The organism is Hymenobacter sp. YC55, from assembly GCF_029433095.1.
GTDB lineage: Bacteria > Bacteroidota > Bacteroidia > Cytophagales > Hymenobacteraceae > Hymenobacter.
The window spans coordinates 64,320-84,942 of record NZ_JARNTX010000005.1 but is presented as its reverse complement, the minus strand read 5'-3'; the positions used below and the strand labels follow the sequence as shown (position 1 = coordinate 84,942).

The following is a 20,623-nucleotide window of genomic DNA, read 5'->3' as shown; positions in this document are numbered from 1 at the left end:
AAACACCCCAAGGCAGCTTACCGGATTTCCAACTGGTACGTGCCGGCTACTAGCTGATAATCGGCGGTCTCACCCCTAGACTTTACCAGACGCATATGGGGTGAAGCCACCCCGAGCAGTTTGCCGCCTTCATATACCTTTTGCCCGGCTGCCACGGGCAAAGACAAGGTAGCCGTCGTGTTGGGTGGGACCGTAACGGTATACGAAACGCCCTTACCTACTTTTTTCCAAGCCGATTTGATTTCGCCGTAAGGGCTGTTGTGAGTCGCCTCGAACTGGTCTAGCCCGGCTACGAAGTGCGGGGTCAGCAAGATGTTTTTAAAGCCCGGCCGTTGTGGGTCGGGCTTGATGCCGCCCAGCCCCTTGTAGAACCAGGCCCCAATTTCGCCGAACATGATGTGGTTCTGGGAAATGTCGCTTTTGGCGTCGATGGGCCAGTTTTCGTAGAGGGTGGTTGCGCCGTTGGCAATCCACCACCCCCAGGAAGGAAAGGTTTCTTGCGCGGCCAACTCATAGGCAACGTCGGCGTAGCCATTTTCGCTGAGAGCATCCAGAATGGCTTTTGTGCCGAGCAGACCTACGTCTAGGTGCATATTATCCGCCTTCACCCGACTAGCTAAGTTGGCTGCCACCCGGCTTTTCAGCTCTGGGGGCACTACACCCCAGCGCAACGGCACACTTAGTTCGGTCTGCAAGCCGCTACCGTACACGGCGGTTTCCCGGTTCAAGTATTTAGCGTTGATTGCAGCTTTAACTTTTTCAGCCAGAGCTGAATAATACGTGTAATCAGCCCGCTTACCGAGCACTTTAGCCGCTTGGGCCAGAATGGATGCGTCCACGAAATAGTACGTAGAAGAGGTCAGCTCCACCGGCGATTTCGATTTTACGGGCACCCAGTCGCCTAAGCCCCACTCCGTAAGCCCCGTGGGATTTTGCTCGTTGATGTGGTCGACATACCGCTTGATGTTACCGTAGCAGGCCGACAGCAATTTAGGGTCGCCGTAAAACAGGTAGATGTTCCAGGGAATAATGGTGATGGTGCTGGTCCAGTCCGGGCCGTTGCCCCACTCGTAGCCCCAGCCGCCGGTTGGCACAATGGAGGGCAGCACACCATTGGGCTGCTGCTCGTCGCGGTGGTCGGCCAGCCACTTTTCGTACACCGTGATGCCATCAAAATTGTAAAGGCCAGTTTCGCTGGCGATGTGCGCGTCGCCGGTCCAGCCGTTCTTTTCGCGCTGCGGACAATCGGTGGGGTAGCCGAACAGGTTGGATAAGTACGAGTTGTTGGTGGCCCACCAAATCTTGTTGATGGTCGGGTTGGAAGTATTTACCTGCCCGGTTGGGGCCACGTCGCTATGCATGAAGTAGCCGGTTAGGCTGCTTGCGGTTAGGGTGATGGGCCGGCTGCTGGTTACCTCCACATATTGAAAACCCTTGTAGTTGAAACGCGGCATGAAGGCATCTTCAGCCTTGCCGCTCAGCGTGAAAATATCGGTCTGGAACGGGTCGCTCTTATCGGTGGGCCGGTAGTGCACGTCAATATTCGACTGGTCTACGTGGCCGTTGGGGTAGCGCCGTTCAGCGTGCTTGAGCCGCAACACAGTGCCAGCCGGACCCTGCGCCCGAATATGGCTGACCCCGGCAATATTGCGGCCCAGATCGAACACGTAAGTGGTGTCGTTGAGTTTGGTGAGCGTTTTCGTTGGAATTGCTTCCACGTTGCGGATGGGTACCATTGCCTGGGCCACAATATTGGTGGAGGGCGCATTGCGGTAGATGACGGGTTTCCAGCTGGCATCATCGAAATTGGCGATGTTCCAGCCAAGCTGCTCCAGGCGGGCATCGTAATGCTCAGCCGTGTAGAGGCTGTTGAATACCAACGGCCCAAGGGCCGTTTTCCAGTCCTTACCCGACGTGATGGTTGCCACCGAACCATTGGCTTGCGTAACGCGCAGGTCCAGGCAGAAGGCGGGGCGGTTGCGCCACGGAGCCTGGTGAAAGTCCCAAACTGCCGTGGACTGGTGGTTGTACCAGCCGTTGCCGAGCAACACAGCCACTGCGTTTTTGCCGGGGTGCAAATACTTGGTTACGTCGTAGGTTACGTAGAGCGTCCGGCGGTCGAAGCGGGTGTACATCGGGTCGAGGCGGTGGTTGCCCACTTTTTCACCGTTGATGTATAATTCGTAGAGCCCAGCCACGGCAATGTAAGCCCGCGCCGCTTTTACGCTGTGCGGCAGATAGAACGTTTTGCGGAAGTATGGCGCGGGTTTGAGCGCCTCGTCCTGCGAGTCACTGATCCAGGCGCCCTGCCAGTTTTGCTGGCGCATCATGCCAGTTTCAAAGCTAGCCACGCGGCTTACCAGGGCTGGCGCTCCGCTGCGATTCCACACCTGCACCCGCCAATAGTAGCGCGTAAACGGCCGCAGGGCTGGCCCCGCGTAGGTTACCAGTTGGCGGTCGGAAGTCACCTTACCGGATGTCCACGCTGCGGTGCTGCCTCGGCTTACGCTCAATGAGTCAGGCCCAACGGTAAGTTGGTAGGCTGCTTGGGCCGCGCCGCGGCGGCTGTCATCGAGTCGCCAGGTCAGCCGGGGCTGGGAGGCATCCAGCCCCAGCGGATTAGTTAAGTATTCACACCGTAGGTCAACGGGTGAGCCTAGCGTTTGAGCACGGGCCGTAAAAGTCCCGAACAACAAGCTAACCCAAAGAATGCCTGTCCGAAAGAAGGTAGCAAGCGACAGGGTTTCTTGAAAGCAATGACGGAAGATCATATAGCAATAACGCGAACAAATTGGCTGCGAGACCAATGTCTATGCATTATACCTCATCAGAGTCATAAGAGCGAGGTATGAATGCACGTCTGTCCAAGATTACCACTGAACATAATCGTAGTGCATCATCGAAACACTTACCCTGATAGACGCATTAAATCTGATAGAACCTTATTTAATGATAGAAAGTGAAAACTAGATATTACCAATACCAAAAGCTCTATATTTGATGCGACCTATAAAAATATTACAACCACCTTTGCAAATTTATGTTTTTCACTTTACCTCTTTTTCACCCTTCCGTTTCGCTTCGTACTGTCTTCTTGGCCGCAACTTTATTAGGAGTCAGCTCCAAAACAGCAAGCGCGCAGTCATCTTATCTGCAGCAAACATTTGAACCTGATGGCAACGGCACCCTTGCCGGCACACTCAATTATACGGTTACAGGCACGGCTAACAAGGGAACATTCACTGGTACCTTAGCACAAGCAACCTCCGCTAACAACACAAATGCCTTCCCAACCACAGCCTCGGTTGCTTCACAAGGAACAGCAGGCTATGGCGTAGTAAACAACCAAGGAGGGGGCCTGGAATCAGCCATTTTAACCTTTAACCAGGTTTCATTTCCTGCTCTTACAGGAAATTACCTCACCTTTCGCCTAGCTTCCTTCCAAACCAATAGCGGCGGCGGCATCGATAACAGCACCAATGCTGCGAGCGACAACGGAGCTTTAGTTAGCATCGCCTACAACGGGTCGTCAACTTTCACGCCGACATTGCAGGTAAATGGCATCTCAAATGGGTCTATCTTTACTTTTGATGCTCTTGGCATTGCTACGACGACAGCCCCTATCAATACGGCCACTCCCTCTCTAACGACAGTCGAATCGCCAACTGATGTTACGCAGGCACAAGGGAACACCCCACCTACCTTGAGTAGCACGCGAGGGTACTCCACAGTTAAACTAGAGTTTGGACCAAATATCACTCGAATTCAGGTTAGAATAACAGTGGCTGCTCAAGGGAAAACGGCAGTCTTTATCGATGATGTTCGGATTGGTAGTAGTGGCCCATTACCTGTAAACCTCAAAGCGTTTACTGCGCTTCATTCAGAACAAGCGGTTCGCATCAACTGGACGACAGCAAGTGAGCAGAATGCTGCTCGTTTTGAGGTGCAACGCTCTGCCGATGGCCGTCACTTCACCACGGTTGCGTCGGTGCCAGCACAAGGGCAAAGCATGTTACCTCGTCACTATGCAAGCCAAGACATGCAACCGCTACAGGGCCTGAACTACTACCGGCTATTGCTAATTGACTCTGATGGTACCACCTCGTTTTCTCCGGTAGTAACAGCCTTTTCCGAAAAGCAAATAAGCATTTACCCCAACCCTGTGCATACAGATCTACAGCTAGCTCTGCCTCCTATGGCGCACTATCGTGTACTCAATCTTTTAGGAAGTCAGGTCATGGAAGGGTCATCATCGGATGGCACAGCTACATTGAACGTAGCCCAACTTCCAGAGGGACTTTACCAAGTTGAAATAAATTCGGCTGAGGGACGCTTGCTGCGCACATTTAGCAAGAAAAATTAATTCATCAGTTTATCATAAACGGACACGGGTCTCTTCCATCAATGGAAGAGACCCGTGTCCGTTTATGATAATCTAGGCCCTATCGAGACTATAATCATGAGAGAATAAGCTCGTGGCTTTACACGCATAAGTTGTAAACAAACTTCTGCCTGCAACAGCCCAATTCCTACAAGGAACTGTTTGCCCCAGAAGGCTATTGAACTGCCCGAAATTCAATGGCTTTCCCTTTCAGCCCCGGCGACTGAAGCGACACTTTGATAGTGCCACTAGCCGCGGTTGACTGCACGTAGACGAGCAGCTTGCCTTGGTAAGCGAGGTGCTTAGCTGCTTTGTAGTCTTCGTGACTGGCTAAGTCGCCGCTTTCGATGCCGAGCAGCTTGGCTGGCCCTTCTATTCCTACGGTTACTTCGTTGGCAGCGGTAGTCACTGAATGGCCGTTTTGGTCGGTGATACGGACTTCGATTTGGGTTAGGCCTGACGCTTTGGTGGCTGTAGATCCGGTATATGTAGTGGCTTGGATGGCAGCGGGAGCACCAGTGGTTTTGAGTGTGCTACGGCTTGTTTCCTTGCCGTTTTTGTAGCCTTTTGCCACCAACTCGCCGGGCTGGTAGGGTACATCCCAATAGATTTCCTGGCCCTGCTTGCGGCCCAAGGATTGGCCGTTGAGAAACAGCTCCGTGGCGTCGGCGTTGGTGAAGCCTACCACCCGGACCGTAGCACCCGCGGGCCAATTCCAGGTAGGCTGCAGGCGCCGGTGGCTACGGGCTGCTTGGTCATCGGCTTTCGGTGCCTCGGCAGCGGACAGGTAGAGCATGGGCTTATCTGACCATAGGCTTTGGCGGAAGTAGTATTCTGGCTTTGGGAAGCCCGCCAGGTCCAGTAAGCCGGCGCCGTTGCTGCGCTGGGGCCACTTGCCGGCTTCGCCCATGTAGTCGATGCCGGTCCAGAGGTACTGGGCGGAGATGTAGGCCAAGGAATCAACGGGCCTCCAGGCCTTAAGGCCCATGCCGTTTTCGCTGCCGTAAATCACGCGGCTGGGGTACTTCTGGTGGTCTTCGGGGTAGCGGAATTCCTGGTAGTTATAGCCTACTAGGTCGAGAGCCGCGGGGTAATCAGTGAAGTTGGACATGACCACACCGGCCAAGGCGGCGGTGATGGGCCGGGAAGTATCTACCTGCTTGGCTACGGCTACTAGGTGCTTGGCTAGCTCGCCCAAGCGGCTTGCTGGCGGGTGGTCGGGCAGGTAGCCTTTGCCATAGATCTGCGGGTTGCGGCCGGTATTCAGGACCTCGTGCGAGTACGGGTCGTTGGGGTAGTCGATTTCGTTGCCGATGCTCCACATGATGATGGACGGGCGGTTGCGGTTGCGCAAAATCATGTCGCGCAAATCCCGGTCGGCCCACTCCTTGAAGTACTCGTGGGTGCCAAATTTGGCGGGCGTGCCCACGTTCCAGCCTTCCACCCACTTGTTTTTGCCTTCTTCCCATTCATCAAACGCCTCGTCCATCACCAGGAAGCCGAGTTGGTCGCAGAGAGCGTAGAAGTAATCAGCGTGCGGGTTGTGGCTCATGCGAATAGAGTTACAGCCCACTTCCTTTAACGCCCGCAGACGCCGCTCCCACACTTCTGGGGGCACGGCCACGCCTAAAGCACCAGCATCGTCGTGCAGGCATACACCCTTGAGCTTGAGTTTTTTCCCGTTCAGAAAGAAGCCCTGGTTGGCATCAAACCGGATGCTACGCACGCCCACTTCTTCTACCACTTCATCGGTGACTTTGCCCTGCACCGACAGCGCCACCCGCAGCTTGTAGAGCCGTGGGTTGTCCACCGACCACAAGGCGGGCTTGCTGATGTTCAGGGTCATGGCGGCCGGCGCTTCGACGTTGGGTTTCACTTGCACTTGCTGCTGGCCGGTAGCCACCACTTTGCCTTGCGCATCAAGCAGCTTACTTTTCACCAGTACGCTCGCGGCAGCGGCCGTGGCATTGGTGACGGCTACTGTCACCTTGCCCGTTGCAGCGCTGGCCGAAACCTCGGGCGTGGTGAAGCCCACGCCCCACAACCCAACGTGTACCGGCGCTGTAGCCACCAAGTACACGCTGCGGTAAATACCCGAGCCGGTGTACCAGCGCGAATCCGCCACCTGGCTATGGTCGGCTTTCACAGCCAGTACGTTTTTGCCGTTGGCGTTGAGGTACGGCGTCAACTCGTATTGAAAAGACGCAAAGCCGCTGGGCCGCTTGCCTAGGAAATGGCCGTTCAGCCAGACTTCGCTGTTTTTGTACACCCCGTCGAAGTACACGAATACCTTCTTGGCGCGGAAGCTAGCGGGCACGTCAAACGTTTTGCGGTACCAGCCGATGCCGCCCGGTAAGTAGCCCGTAGCACTGGCCCACTCTTGGCTGAACGGTCCCTCAATGCTCCAGTCGTGGGGTAGTTCGAGGCGGCGCCAATCCTGGTCGTTGAAGTCTGGCTTTTCGCCGGCCGTTACGTCGCCCCGGTGAAACTTCCAGTCGGCGTTGAAGAGTAGTTGCTGGCGAGGCGTCGGCGCTTGCGCGCGGACAGTAAACCAGGAACAAGCGAAAAGCAGCAGGAGTAGAAAGTTACTTCTCATAGGGTGGGACAAAAGGCACTGATGGAACGGCTGTTAGCTATTTTCTGTGGCGAGCATCTACTATGGCATCCATTTACTTAAGCACCACTCATGCTAAGCGTAGTGCGCTGACATTGAATGTATATCCGTCATGATACTATACCCGTCATGCTGAGCGCAGCCGAAGCATCTCGCTAGTGTGGTAAACCCTAACGCTTGCCTTGCGATTCGAGCGAGATGCTTCGACTGCGCTCAGCATGACCGGTAGTTTGGCAACGTCAGCACGCGAGATGCTTCGGCAAGCTCAGCATGACGGTAGAGAGTGTAAGGAGCGTAGAAAGCAAGGAGAATACTCGAAGGAGGATTAGGCATGCGGACCTTAAGTGCAGAAGGACGGCATGAATGACTTTGCTGGTCATTCTATGGCCTTACCTGCATAGTTACTAGCGGATTTCATTTACCACAGTGGTGATGGAGCGGGGCGCTAGACGCACTAGTTGATCGGCTTTCAGGACCGGGCCGGGCTGAAGGTCGGTGGTGGCGGAGGTGGTGTAGGTGCGCACGGTGCCGAGCTTCTTGCCAAGCTTGAGCTGCAAGTCGGTGGCGGTGGTGGCGGAGTTTACAACTACCGTTACGAGCTGCTTACCGCCGGCGTTTTTGTAGGCGGATACCAGCAACTGGTTGTCGGGGTTGGGGTCGGGGTTGGGGTCGGGAGTGAGGCGGGCGTCGATGCGGACGGCCCCGGGGCGGATGAAGCGGCTGTAGTTGCCGAGCGCCCAAAGCATCTTGCTGGTTTGGTAGTTACCGTCTTCTTTGGTTTTATCGACGTAAATCAGCCCGTCCTTGTAATCGTAGGGCGAAACGGCCAGCCACCATTGCCAGGCGGCAGCATTGGCCGTGGCCAGGTCGTTGTGAATGACGCGGGCCAAGTACAGCGCGGGCTCTATGGTTAAGTCGCGCTTATTGCCGTTGATTTCCCCTCCGTTGTCGCCCAGGATGCAGTATTCTGATTGCCAGAAGGCGAGTTTGGGCACGGTGGCTACTTTGGCAGCTAACTGCTGACGCAGGGCTACGGCTTCGCTGTAGGGTGAGGTAGTGAAGTAGCTATGGGCGGCCACCACCGGCGCCATGCGGGGCAAATTGCCTACGTACGTAGGCGAGGCAACACTGAAAAAAGCACTGATTTGCTCGCCCCGCTCAGGCTTGTCTTCAGTGGCCAACAAGTAGTTGATTTTGCCTGCTTCCGTAATCAGGATTTTGGTGGGTAGCTTCTGCGCCTCTAGCGCTGCGTTTAGGGCTTTTGTTACGCCCGCAATTTCCTGATTTCGGAACGGGCTGCCTTCCTGCTTGGGGTCACTCCAGTCCCACTGCGGCTCGTTGATGGGGCTGATGTAGTCGAACAGGATGCCGGTGGTGCGCTGTACGCCCTGCACTACATCGGCCATGAATTTGGCGAATGCCTCGTACTGGGTTGGCGCAATGTTGGTTTTGCCGTCGGCGGCGAAGGCTCTGCCCGTAACCGTGTATTGTACCGGTGGGCTGTTTAGGAAGCCGAGGAACTGCTTTACCCCGCGCTGTTTGGCCGCTTGCATAAACCATACTTGTCCGGCCTGCCGGGTCCAGTCGTAGCGGCCATCAGGGAGCATAAAAGATTCGGCCCGGTGCCACTCGTCTTTGATGCCGCTTGCCTCGCCTTGCTGCGTGCTGCCAGCCCCAATGTTGAAGCGCCACATCGATAAGCCAATGCCTTTAGGCCTGCCATTGGACCCGTTTTCAGTGCTAAACAGCAAGTCGGCAATAGCTTCTTTCTTGGCCGCAGGCCACTGCCCCACAAACTGACACGCCCACGCATCGGAAGCGCTGAAGTTGTCGATGGTTTGATATGTCTTGGTGTCGTCGAGCAGCACGGTTACCGGTTTCACGCTTGCGCTAGTCCGTACTTGGCTGCCCTGACCGTTGCTTGGTTCGGAGGCCGCTAGCAGAACCAGGGCACTCAGCAAGAAGCGCGCATCAAGCACATGCTGACGGCCGCAGCGAAAGTGGAACGTGGAAGTGAAAGCGCCCGATTGAGCTGAAAGGCTCATTGCAAGTCGTTTAAGTGAAACAAAGGAACAAGGAGAAGATAGCCGTTTACTGAGCTTACCCAGAAAAACCGGCCGGTTAACCTTCGTCAACCAGCCGATGTGCTTTTGTGCGGGTCAGTGCTCTACTCAAGAAGCAGATTAGTACCCAGGATTCTGCGCTACGTTGCCGCCGGAAAGCTGAATCTGCGGCGTCGGAATCGGGAACAGGTTATTTTTATCGGATATCTGGTCTTTCACTTTGCCTTTATCGTAGGGGTCGTTACTGGTTTGGTTGTAGGCATTGAATGCCGTAATGACAGCCACCAGCCGGTGCTGCCGCACTAAGTCGTAGTAGCGGTGGCCTTCCATGGCAAGCTCCAGGCGGCGCTCCAGCCAGATGTGGTCCAGCAGAGCCGTGCCCGAGGATGTGCGGGGCAACACGGTGCCGGGCCGCAAGCGGTTGGCCCGGGCGCGCACCAAATTCAGCGAGGTGCGGGCTTTGTCTTGCTGGCCCAGGCGGTACGAAGCCTCGGCGTGCATCAGCAACAAGTCGGCGTAGCGCAGCTCGATGCGGTTGAGCGGCGCGTGGTTTTGCTCGTTGGCCGGCCGGTCTTTCAACAACAAGAACATTTTGCGGCTAATGCGGCCCGACTCGTTTTCAGAAGGCTTGGTGTTGTATTTCGTGTAATCGAAGCTGTTCGTTTTCACGTCCACACTATCACCCTCTTTGATAATGGTCCACTTCAGGCGGGGGTCGTTTTCCCGCACAAAGGCCTGCTCGAGGTTGCTGCTCGGGGTGTTGAAACCCCAACCGCCATCGGCCCGGCTCCGCATAACCACTGTGAGGGCAGTGCCGAGGTTGAAGGTTTGATTGGCGTTGTAATTGAACTCGAAAATGGACTCGTTGCCATTGGGGTTGTTCACGCTCCACACTCGGCTGAAGTCGTCATTCAGGTTATACTGATTGGAGCTGATTACTTTTTCAGCATAAGCCTGAGCGTCGGCCCATTTCTCCGTGAACAGGTAGGCTTTGGCTAGGTAGGCATTGGCGGCTCCCTTGGTGGCGCGGCCCCGGTCAGCAGCGGCGCGGGCACCCTTTTCAGGTAGCGCATCGGCGGCGTCTTTCAGGTCTTGGATAATCTGCGCGTAGCATTCTTCAGCACTGGCGCGCTGATACGTCAGTGCTTCTTCGGCCGTCACTGGCGTGAGTACCAGCGGCACGCCGCCAAAGCCTTTCACCAACTCGAAGTAGTTGTAGGCCCGAATAAACTTCACTTCTCCTAGCAATTGCTTCTGCAACTCCGGGTCAATGGGCGCCTTGGCAATGCCCACCAGCGCAGCATTGCAGTTGCCGATGGCCTGGTAGAGGTGGGTGTAGCGGTTATCAAACCACTCGTTATTCGGCAGCCAGAAGAAGCGGGAGAAGTCGCCGAACTCGCGCTGGTCGCCGGCAATGGCGTTGCCCTTCCAGGCGTCGTCCGAGCCGGCGTCGCCGAACATGCGGGTGCGGTCGAGCTGCCACCAGTCGTTTTGGTCGGAGAGGGAGTAACAGCCCATTACAGCCGCTTTGCACTCATCGGCGGTGGTGTAGTAGTTGTTGGTATTTTGCTGCCCGCGGGGTGGCTCGTCCAAGAATTCCTTACAGGATTGCAGGCCTAGGCCTAACACCAGCGCAAGGAGGAAGCTATATTTTTTCATGATTGCAGTTGCTTGGGAGGGAATTAGAAAGCAATGTTGGCGCCGACCAAATAAGTGCGGGTAGTAGGATAGTTGCCTAAGTCAACCCCGCGGTTAAGCGCCGACGGCGCATCGGTGTAAGAGCGGCCATACCCAATTTCCGGGTCGAGGCCCGAATAGTTGGTGATGGTGAAGAGGTTCTGAGCACTCACGTACAGGCGCAAGCTGCTCATGCGCAGCACGCTAGAGGCAGCCTTGGGCAGCGTGTAGCCGAGTTGCAGGTTACGCATGCGGGCGTACGAGCCATCTTCCACGTAGAAATTCGAGAAGCGCGTAAGGTTCTGGTTGTTGTCGTTGGCTACGATGCGCGGCACCGAGTTCGAGGTGCCTTCGCCGTGCCAAGCTTCGTTTTCCAGCCCAGATATCTTGTTGTAGTTGTAGCTACCCGAGTACCACCAGCCTTTGTTGGCATTGACCAAGTCGTTGCCCAAGCTGCCCACCAACGACACCTGCAAGTCGAAGCCCTTGTAGCCTGCGGTTAAGTTTAGGCCGAAAGTCAAGTCAGGCGTGGGGTTGCCGATGAACTTTTGGTCCTTGGCATCAATGACGCCGTCGTTGTTGAGGTCGGCGAAGCGGAAATCACCAGGCTTGGCGCCGGCTTGGATTAGCTTGCCATCAGGACCGGTGTAGGCGTTGATATCTTCCTGGGTCTGGAAGATACCTTCGGTCTGGTAGCCGTAGAATGCGCCCACGTAGCCGCCTTCCTCGGTTTTGGAGGGCCGCCCGAAAATGGGCGTGTTACCGGAATACAGCGCTTGGCCGTTGGCTAGCTTCTTGATTTTGCTGATGGCGCGGGTGGCGTTGATGTTGGCGCCATAGGTGAAGTCGCCCGTCGATTTGGCATAGCCCACCGAGAAGTCGAGGCCATTGGTTTTCATGCTGCCGATATTGGTAACGGGGCTGTTGTAGCCGTAGCCGGCGTGGCCCGGAATGGCTTGGCTCATCAACATGTCCATGGTGTTGCGGCGGAATACGTCGGCCGTCACCGTTAGCTTGTTATCCAGGAAAGCCAGGTCGGCCCCGATGTCGTAGTCCTCCACGGTTTCCCACTTCACGTTGGGGTTGGGCACGTTGTTCTGCACCACGCCGAGCTGCTCGGTGCGGGTGTCGCCCGTTACGTAGTACACCTGGTCCAGCGTACCGATGTAGGCGCTGTTCGTGATGCTGCGAATGTTCTGATTGCCCACGCGGCCCCAGCTGGCCCGCAGCTTAAAGAAGTTAACAGGAGTTATTCCCTTCATAAATTCCTCGTCGGAAATCAACCAGCCAGCCGACACCGAGGGGAACACGCCCCAACGATTAGCCGACGGAAACACCGAAGCTCCGTCGCGGCGGATGCTAGCACCCAGCAAGTAGCGCCCCTTGTAGTCGTAGTTTACCCGGCCTATCAGCGAGGCAATGGTGTTCACAAAGTCGTTGCCCTCGATGCTGAAGTTGGCCGTAGCCGCGTCGGGATAACGTAAATCGGGCGAGTTGCTTGGAATAGCTTGCCCAATGGACGCATCCGTGCGGGTGGTGAATTTTTCCAGCGTCACGGCGGCCAGCGCCGAGAGATTATGGTCGCCAAACGCCTTGGTGTAGTTCAGCGTGTTGGTGTTGTTCCAGTTGATTTCCAGGTTATGCTCTCTTCGGAGTGAGTTGACCTGGTTGCGCTCGTTGGGGTCGATGGTGTAGAACGGCGAGAAAAGGTTGCGCTCATACACGTTGTTGTTGGACCCAAACCGGGTTTCGAAAATCAAACCCGGCACAAATTCGTAGTTGGCGTACACTGTGCCCACCAGAAAGTATTGGTTGCGCTTGTCGTCGTTGCGCTCTACCAGGGCCAGCGGGTTGCCGATGTCCGTGGGCGAGGCGCCGTAGTAGTCGTAGGGGTTGCCCGAGGTGCCCGGCACCCGGGCCGGCGTGATGGGGTCGTCGTTGAACGCGTCGCGGAATAAGCTGCCACTGTTCAAGTACTTCTGGTTGGTCATCGAGATGTTGAAGTCCTCGCCCACTTTCAAGCGCTTGGCGGCTTGGTACTCGGATTTCATGCGCAGCGAAAGCCGTTCGAAATCGGAATTACGAACCAGACCCTGCTCTTTGAAGTAGCTGATGCCCGTCGAGTACACCACCCGGTCGCTGCCCCCCGACAAACCCACGCTGTAGTTCTGCGTGCTGCCGCTGCGCGATATTTCGTCCCACCAGTTAGTGGTTTGGGTGAAAGAAGAAGGGTCTTGGTACACCAAAGGCCGACCCGAATTGGTGGCCGCCAAATTCATAATGCTGGCGTATTCGCTGGCCGAGGCCATGTCGGGCGTTTTGGTGGGGTTCGACACCCCATACGTTACATCGAGCGTGATTTTCGGGTCGCCTTTTACCCCGGCCTTGGTCGTAATCAGCACAACCCCGTTAGCGGCCCGCGACCCGTAGATAGCCGCCGAGGCAGCGTCTTTGAGCACGCTCAGGGTGGCTATATCTTTCGGGTTCAAGTAGTTGATGTTGGCTACCGGCAGCCCGTCCACCACGTAGAGCGGACTGTTGCCGTTGATGGTGGATATGCCCCGTACTAGGATCTGCGGCGTTGAGCCCGGCTCCGAACCAGCACCCACTACCGATACGCCGGCAGCTTTGCCTTGCAGGGCGCTACCCACGTCGGCTACCGTGAGCTTGGCAATATCCTCGCCTTGCACAGTGGTTACGGCGTTGGTGAGGCTGCGCTTTTCCTGGGTTCCGTAACCTACTACCACTACTTCGTCTAGCGCCTTGGTATCGGCTGCCAATCTGATGTCTACTGCGGTGCGGCTTGAAATCGGTACCTCCTGCTGCCGGTAGCCTACAAATGATACTTGCAGTACGCCCGTGGCCGCGTTGGGCACGCTCAGGGAGAAGTTGCCTTGGTTGTCGGTGGCGGTGCCGGTGGTCGTGCCTTTCACCAGCACAGTCACGCCGGGCAGCCCCGCCCCCGATTCATCGGTGATTTTCCCGGTCACGGTGCTCGTCTGCGCGTAAGCCCCGGTCACGGACAGGAAAAAGAGAGGTAAGCCCGCGGCGTACTCCCTTCTGAATAAACGGTTTGTCATAAACAAAGAGGTGAGAATTTGGATGGAAAGGAATGGAGCCAGCTGTGGTACTTAGTTTGATTTTCCCACGGCCGGCGACGGGAGGCGGCCCAGAATGGGCGTCGATATACTCTTCACAGTTTTTTGCTCGGGCTTGAGCAGTTCCAGCACTACTACTTCGTTCTGGCCCTTCTTCAGCCACTCCACCGGCACGTACAGCGTCTGCTGCGGCCCAATGCCCCAGTAGCGCCCTAGGGAGTGGCCATTAACCCAGACGCTGCCCTTGCCCCAAGCTTGCATGTCGAGGTAGGTGTCGCCGGTTTGGGTGAGCGTGAAGGTGCCGCGCTTCACCACCGGGCCATTTGCACTTGTGGCCGTGGATTTAGATTTGAACAGAGAAGCATCAACCTGGTCGAAGGGCAGCCCGAACATCTGCCAGTTTTTCACTTCCTGCTTGCCGAGCATTACCTTCTCGGTGATGCCTTTGCGGTTTTGGAGCAGGTACTTGCCGAAGTTGATGCGGCCCAGGTTTTCAACCAGAATATCCAGCTGCACCTCGCCTTTGGGTAGCGTTACGCTGAGGCTGTCTTGCTTGAGGCGCCTGTCGAGCACCCCCACCCGCTTGCCGTTGACATACACCAAACCATAGTCTCGCAGATCTTTAATCTTCAGCACCTTGGTGCCGCCACCCGCTACTTTGGTCCGGTACAGCACAAAGCCGTAAGCCTGGTTTAAGTCTTCGAAGGTGAGCGGCGTGGCATTCTTCTTCGGAGCTGGCAGCACGTCGAACAGGCTGGCGGTTTGGGTAAGCTGAATGGCGGGCAGCGCAATAGCGGGCTTGGCCGCGGGCACGGCCGGCAGCTTGGTACCCGCTGGCAAGTGCTTCTCGATTACGTTGCGGAAGGCCATGAACTTAGGCGTGGCGTTGCCGGCCTCGTCGAGCGGGGCGTCGTAGTCGTAGCTGCTGATTTGGGGCTCGTAGGCGACGGTGTCGCTGAAGTTAGCGCCGTTCATGAAGCCCCGCGTGGTACCGCCATGAAACATGTACATGTTGATCGACAAGCCAGCAGCCAGCACCGTATCGAGGCGGCCGGTGTAGTTTTTGGCGGGCACCGTGTGGTGCGGGGCACCCCACCAGTCAAACCAAGCCGGGTACCATTCGGCAATGAAGTAGGGTCCCTTGCCGTTGTGGTTGGTGCGCACAATCTTTTTCACCTCCTCCGGCTTGTCGAGCCCATTGACGGCGGGCAGCAAGCCAGGCAGGTGACCTTGCGCTACTTTGGCGGCTGGGTCGCACGTGTAAAGCAACCCGTCGAAGCCAGCTTCCAGGAACAGCTTGCGGTTCAAGTCGAGGTATTCTTTGTCACTGGCGTAGAAACCGTACTCGTTTTCCACTTGCACCATTAGCACTGGCCCGCCGTGGTTGATTTGCAGCGGCGCTAGTTGCTTGCCTACTTGCTGAATGTACGCCCGGTACTCGGCCAGAAACTCCGGCGACTTGCTACGCACTACAAGACCTTTCTCGTTTTGCAGCCAGTAAGGGTAGCCGCCAAATTCCCACTCGGCACACACATACGGGCTAGGCCGCAGCACCACCCACAGCCCTTCTTCCTGAGCCATTTTCACGAAGGCGGCAATGTCGTTGTTGCCAGTGAAATCGAACTTGCCTTTTTGGGGTTCGTGCAGGTTCCAGAACACGTACGTGCCGATGGTATTCAGGCCCATGGCCTTGGCCATTTTCATGCGGTGCCGCCACGCCTCCCGCGGTACGCGGGGGTAGTGCAGCTCGCCCGAAATCATCTGGAACGGCTTGCCATCGAGCAGGAAGTTTTCGTCGCCCAGGGCAAAAATATGCTTGGCTTGCTGGGCTACAGCAGGCAGTATAGTAATAGCAAAAGCGAACAGCAGAAATAAGTGAAGTACTCTTTTCATAAAGGGTTAGTGAGGTTCTCGACCAAACAGCTTAGCTAGTGCCGCCGCAACATCAATCGATTGTGTTATCCAGCTACATACCATCGTGCGAGGCTCGCAACGGGGGTAGCTAGAACTATTGAGTGAAGCTGATTTTCCTTTCTAAGAGGAGAGCGGCAGCCAGACCAGCGAGCAGTGCATTGGTTGTCTGCTTGGCTGGTAGTTGGGTGTTTCAAAATTCGATTTGATAAAACTACTAGGTCAAATCGGGCTGAAACAGGGGAATTCTAGTAAAAAAGCAGGGGGGAATTGGTCTGAACCAAGGAGCGACGAGGTTGCTTTACCCTACCTCGCTAAAGAGCCCGGGGCATTCAAGTCAGATAAAAGGGATAAATTGGTCTGGGTCGGAAAAGGGGCAAGGGTAGTGCGGCACCAAGCCGTGAGGTTCTATTTGGTGCTGCGAGACTTTATCAACTGCTCTCGGCTTGCTCTGAACTGCTTGCCAACTTCTACCTTCCCTAAGTTCAATCCCTGCCCAGGCAGCTTTTTTGTTTTCAAGCCTGTTGCAAGGCTCAGTACTTATGAAGTGGTTAATTACCCAAGCCGCATGTCTGTTCCTGTTGGGGTTGGCATGCACTTCCAGCTTGGCTCAGAGCACCCCCAGTGAGTTTCGCTTCGAACACCTAACCGTCAACGATGGCCTGTCGCACAGCGACGCCATGGCCGTTACGCAAGACCACCTAGGCTTCCTCTGGATTGGAACCAACCGGGGCGTCAATCGGTACGACGGCTACGAGTTGAAAAAGTATATCCTGCCCGTCAACCCCTTAAACGGCTTGTCCGGCAACCGGGTCAGGGCCTTACACGTGGGCCGCGACGGACGCCTGTGGGTAGGGGCCGAAAGCAGCGGCCTCAGCTTGTACGACGCTGACCACGACCGTTTCGTAAATATCAACGACCGCCAAGTGCCGGCGGGGCTGCATACTCTGGCCCACCAGCTCGCCCAGGCCGACGTGACCGTTATTGCCTCCGACCCACACGGGCGCTTGTGGGTAGGTACCCAGCGCCAGGGCATGTTTGTGCTGGACTTCGACGCGCAAGGGCAACTGCGCCGCATGCAGCAGGTTCCATTAACCGAGGACAGCCGCCGCAATTACCAAGTAATGAGCGTGGTGGTGGCGCCCGAAGGCCAAATTTGGTTTGGCACCCTCGGCGCCGGGCTCCGGATAGTAGAGGCCGGTGCCACATTACCCAAGCCACTTATTGCCCGCAAAGCGCCCCTGGCCTTAGCCACCGTGCGCAGCGTGCACCTCGACCGCCGCGGCGACTTGTGGCTAGGCACTAATCGACAGGTGTTTTGGGTGTCGCGGCAGGATCGGCTGCGCGCTTTAAACTTGGCCGCTCATCCCCTACCCCAGGCCTGCCGCGATATTCACGATCTTCGCCTCGACACGTTTGGGCGCTTGTGGGTAGGCACCGACTACGGCTTGTATCTCTGGCAGGCTGGCACGGTTACGGGCACCACCCCACCCGTGCAGCTCACCAAGCCCACCTTGTTTCTACCGGTGGGCGGCGACCCATTCAGCTTGCAGTCCGAGCGGGTGCATCAGTTTTTCGAAGACCAAGACCAAGTGCTGTGGCTGGCAGCTTCGGCCGGGGGCCTAAACAAAGTGGACCTGCGTCAAAAGCCGTTCGGGCAGTTGCAGCACCAACTAACAACCAAACCTACCCTACCAAATAACTACGTGAATGCCATTTACAAAGAGGAAGCGAAAAACCTGCTTTGGATTGGCACGCGTAACGGCTTTTCCTGCTACGACTTAGCCCGTAAAACTTACCGCAACTACCTGAGTTGGCAGCAGTCCAGCGACTCTACGGGCGTGGACGTATCGGCGGTGGTACAGGCTTCGGATGGCACCTTGTGGCTTGGCACCCGCACGCACGGCTTGTACACGCTTAAGCGCGAAGACGGCCGCGAGAAGCTCACTCCCTTCGCGGCCCTATCCAACCAACCGGACCAAGTGACGACCAGCGTGGAAACCATCGTGGAGGACCGTTTCGGGACCATGTGGGTAGGCACCTTCAATGCGGGGCTGGCCCGGTTTAGCCGTTCCGGCAAGCACCTCAAAACTTACAGTGTAGCCACCGGCCTACCCACCGACCACTTCACATACCTGCTCTACGACCAAAAGCAAAATTTGCTGTGGGCGAGCACCCGCGATGCGGGCCTGCTGAAGCTGCGTGTCACGGCCGACTCACTGGTACTGCTCAAGCAGTTCACGCACAATGAGCGCAGCACCAATAGTCTCAGCGTTAACTACGTATGGCCATTGCTGCAAGACCGCCAGGGTACGCTCTGGATTGGCACCATCGGCGGGGGCCTGCATCAGCTAAGCACCGACGCTCAGGGCCGCGAACATATCGAGCGCTGCCAGCAATGGCTGCCCGAGAGCGACGTAGAGAGCTTACTGACCGACGAAGACGGGCACCTGTGGGTTGGGGGTACGGGCTTGTATTGCGTCACGCCCCGCACGCACCGCTACCTGCGCTACGACGTGGCTGATGGGCTGCAAAGCAATGCCTTTAAAGTGGGAGCCGCCTGCCGGGCGCAGGATGGCACCCTATATTTTGGGGGCATCAATGGCATCAGCTACTTCCAGCCGCGAGCTATTCGGGCCAATCCCTATCCGCCCGTTGTGCGCATCACTGGCTTTCGGGTTGCCAACAAAACGGTGGCCGTCGGCGATACCATCAATGGGCGGGTATTGCTGACCAAGGCCTTCGCTCACCCGCAAACGATTGCCATTCGAGCCGACGAAAACGACTTCTCGGTGGAGTTCGTGGGACTGAACTATGCCACTCCCGAGAAGCACCGATACGCCTATCAATTAGTGGGTTATAACGCCGATTGGGTGGCCGCCGCCCCTGGACAGCGTACCGCCAGCTTCGCCAACTTACCGCCCGGCGACTACACGTTTCTGGTGAAAGCCAGCAACGGCGATGGGCTCTGGTCGACTAAACCGGCCACTTTGCAACTTACTGTACTGCCGCCCTGGTGGAAGACCTGGTGGGCATATCTGTTGTACGGTATGGCTTTTGTTGGGGCGCTGCTCGTTTACCGCCGCGTAACTGTGGCACAGCAAAGCCTGGAAAACAAGCTTGCGCTAGAGCAATTCCGCGTCGAGAAAGAAAAGGAGCTGACGGATTTGAAGCTGAGCTTCTTTACCAACGTTTCGCACGAGCTGCGCACGCCGCTCACGCTGATTTTAGGGCCTATGGAAGAGCTGCTTTCGGCTGCTAACCGCTTTACGGGTTTAAAAGACAACATCGTGCTTATGCACAAGCAAACCCGCAAACTGCTGGAGCTAGTAAATCAGCTACTCGACTTCCGAAAAGTAGAGGCCGGCAAGGTGCCGCTTCGGGCCACCCGCGCCGATATTGTCGGTTTCCTAACCGAGGTCTTTTTGATTTTTAAGCTGAAAGCCGAAGAGCGGCAACTCTCCTACTCGCTGCTGGTGCCACCCGAGCCCGTGGAGCTTTATTTCGATGCGGGCAAACTGGAAATTGTACTGACCAACCTGCTGGCCAATGCCTTCAAATACACCAAAGAAAGCGGCAGCATCACGGTTACGGCGGCGGTAGTGGGGCAACCAAGTGGCAATGCAGTCTTCGAACCGCATGGCTTGACCGACAATTACCTGGAAATAAAAGTCATAGACCAGGGTATTGGGATGCCGCCTACTGAGCTAGCCAATATTTTCGATGCCTACTACCAAGCTTCTCAGACGGAAACCCTGCGCATGTTGGGCACGGGCATCGGCTTGTCGTTGGTAAAGCAGTTTGTGGAGCGCCACGGCGGCGAAATCACGGTAGCTAGTGAAGTGAATCAGGGGGCTACGTTTACGGTCCGCCTGCCCTTCGGCCACGAGCATCTGCATCCCACTGACCTAGGACCCGAAACAACGGCTTTTGAGCACTCTATTTCTGCGCATACCCCGTCAACTTCTCTGGCCGCTGACCACCACGTTGACCTCACAGAAGGGGCCTTCAGTACTCCGCCGCGCCTGCTTATTGTCGAGGACAACACCGATTTGCGGCAGTACCTGGAGCAGCTGTTTGACACGGAGTTCGAGGTGACGGTGGCCGCCGACGGTGTGGAAGGTTGGGAAAAAGCGCAAGCTCTACTCCCCGATTTGGTGTTGAGCGACATCATGATGCCGCATAGCGACGGACTAGAACTCTGTCAGAAAATAAAGCAGCACCCCAAAACGCTGCACATTCCGGTGCTATTGCTTACTGCTCGCACTGCGGCCGTGCACGAGTTGGAAGGCATGGAAAACGGAGCCGATGACTACATCAGCAAGCCTTTCAACCCCAAGATCCTGCACGCCAAAGTTTCGGCCGTGCTGCGCAACCGCGCCAAGCTGCGCGAGTTCTACGAGCGCCAAATCTTGCTGGAACCAACCAAGGTGGTTATTCCCGAAGCCGACAAGGTGTTCCTTGAACAAGCCATGAAAGTGGTGGAAGACAACCTCGCCGACCCGGAGTTCAACGTGCAGGTGTTGCTCCGGGAAATGGGTATGAGCCAGTCCTTTCTGTATCGCCGCGTGAAAAGCATCACCGGCCAGTCGGTGGTAGAGTTTATCCGCGATGTGCGCTTGAAGCGGGCCGCGCAGCTGCTAGCCAGCACGCAGCTAAGAATCTCTGATGTAGCCTACCAAGTAGGCATTCAGGACTTGAAGCACTTCCGCACCATGTTCCAGAAGCTATACGGCATGTCGCCCTCCGAATACGCCAAGCAACACCGTGGCGGCGAACAAGTTGGGTTGGTGGCACACTAAATAGCTTGCTTGCACCGAGCATCAACAAGCAAAAAGCCCGTCCGGCAACCGGACGGGCTTTTGGTTTGAAGCGCTGA

At 56.4% G+C, this 20,623-nt stretch carries 8 protein-coding genes; 2 read left to right on the top strand and 6 right to left on the bottom strand.

From position 1 onward, the window contains the following. Positions 1 to 17: 17 nt before the first annotated feature. Positions 18 to 2,771, bottom strand: coding sequence for a glycoside hydrolase family 78 protein (locus tag P1X16_RS25225; protein WP_277234952.1), 2,754 nt, complete (start codon positions 2,769 to 2,771; stop codon positions 18 to 20). Between the two features lie 269 nt (positions 2,772 to 3,040). Between P1X16_RS25225 and P1X16_RS25220 the strand changes: the two genes are divergently transcribed. Beyond that, a complete protein-coding gene (locus P1X16_RS25220; protein ID WP_277234951.1) occupies positions 3,041 to 4,363 on the top strand; it encodes a T9SS type A sorting domain-containing protein in 1,323 nt (440 codons plus the stop codon). A gap of 193 nt (positions 4,364 to 4,556) precedes the next feature. On the opposite strand, the gene P1X16_RS25215 is transcribed toward P1X16_RS25220, so the two are convergent. The 5 genes from P1X16_RS25215 to P1X16_RS25195 form a co-directional block, all read right to left on the bottom strand. Then, on the bottom strand, positions 4,557 to 6,977 hold the full coding sequence (locus P1X16_RS25215; protein WP_277234949.1) for a sugar-binding domain-containing protein: 2,421 nt from the start codon (positions 6,975 to 6,977) through the stop codon (positions 4,557 to 4,559). A gap of 422 nt (positions 6,978 to 7,399) precedes the next feature. Beyond that, positions 7,400 to 9,040, bottom strand: coding sequence for a glycoside hydrolase (locus tag P1X16_RS25210; RefSeq protein ID WP_277234947.1), 1,641 nt, complete (start codon positions 9,038 to 9,040; stop codon positions 7,400 to 7,402). Positions 9,041 to 9,178: 138 nt separating this feature from the next. Further along, positions 9,179 to 10,717, bottom strand: a complete 1,539-nt coding sequence (locus tag P1X16_RS25205; RefSeq protein ID WP_277234946.1) for a RagB/SusD family nutrient uptake outer membrane protein — start codon at positions 10,715 to 10,717, stop codon at positions 9,179 to 9,181. A 23-nt stretch (positions 10,718 to 10,740) separates the two neighbouring features. Then, a complete protein-coding gene (locus P1X16_RS25200; RefSeq protein WP_277234944.1) occupies positions 10,741 to 13,815 on the bottom strand; it encodes a TonB-dependent receptor in 3,075 nt (1,024 codons plus the stop codon). 51 nt (positions 13,816 to 13,866) lie between these two features. Continuing rightward, entirely contained in the window at positions 13,867 to 15,726 is a 1,860-nt protein-coding gene (locus tag P1X16_RS25195) for a glycoside hydrolase family 35 protein (protein WP_277234943.1), read from the bottom strand. A 560-nt stretch (positions 15,727 to 16,286) separates the two neighbouring features. On the opposite strand from P1X16_RS25195, the gene P1X16_RS25190 reads away from it, so the two are divergent. Continuing rightward, on the top strand, positions 16,287 to 20,546 hold the full coding sequence (locus tag P1X16_RS25190; protein ID WP_277234942.1) for a two-component regulator propeller domain-containing protein: 4,260 nt from the start codon (positions 16,287 to 16,289) through the stop codon (positions 20,544 to 20,546). Positions 20,547 to 20,623: the final 77 nt, after the last annotated feature.

Excerpts from the sequence above, each read along its gene's own strand:
- P1X16_RS25225 (WP_277234952.1), bottom strand. The coding sequence starts at position 2,771 with ATGATCTTCCGTCATTGCTTTCAAGAAACCCTGTCGCTTGCTACCTTC.
- P1X16_RS25220 (WP_277234951.1), top strand. The coding sequence starts at position 3,041 with ATGTTTTTCACTTTACCTCTTTTTCACCCTTCCGTTTCGCTTCGTACT.
- P1X16_RS25215 (WP_277234949.1), bottom strand. The coding sequence starts at position 6,977 with ATGAGAAGTAACTTTCTACTCCTGCTGCTTTTCGCTTGTTCCTGGTTT.
- P1X16_RS25210 (WP_277234947.1), bottom strand. The coding sequence starts at position 9,040 with ATGAGCCTTTCAGCTCAATCGGGCGCTTTCACTTCCACGTTCCACTTT.
- P1X16_RS25205 (WP_277234946.1), bottom strand. The coding sequence starts at position 10,717 with ATGAAAAAATATAGCTTCCTCCTTGCGCTGGTGTTAGGCCTAGGCCTG.
- P1X16_RS25200 (WP_277234944.1), bottom strand. The coding sequence starts at position 13,815 with ATGACAAACCGTTTATTCAGAAGGGAGTACGCCGCGGGCTTACCTCTC.
- P1X16_RS25195 (WP_277234943.1), bottom strand. The coding sequence starts at position 15,726 with ATGAAAAGAGTACTTCACTTATTTCTGCTGTTCGCTTTTGCTATTACT.
- P1X16_RS25190 (WP_277234942.1), top strand. The coding sequence starts at position 16,287 with ATGAAGTGGTTAATTACCCAAGCCGCATGTCTGTTCCTGTTGGGGTTG.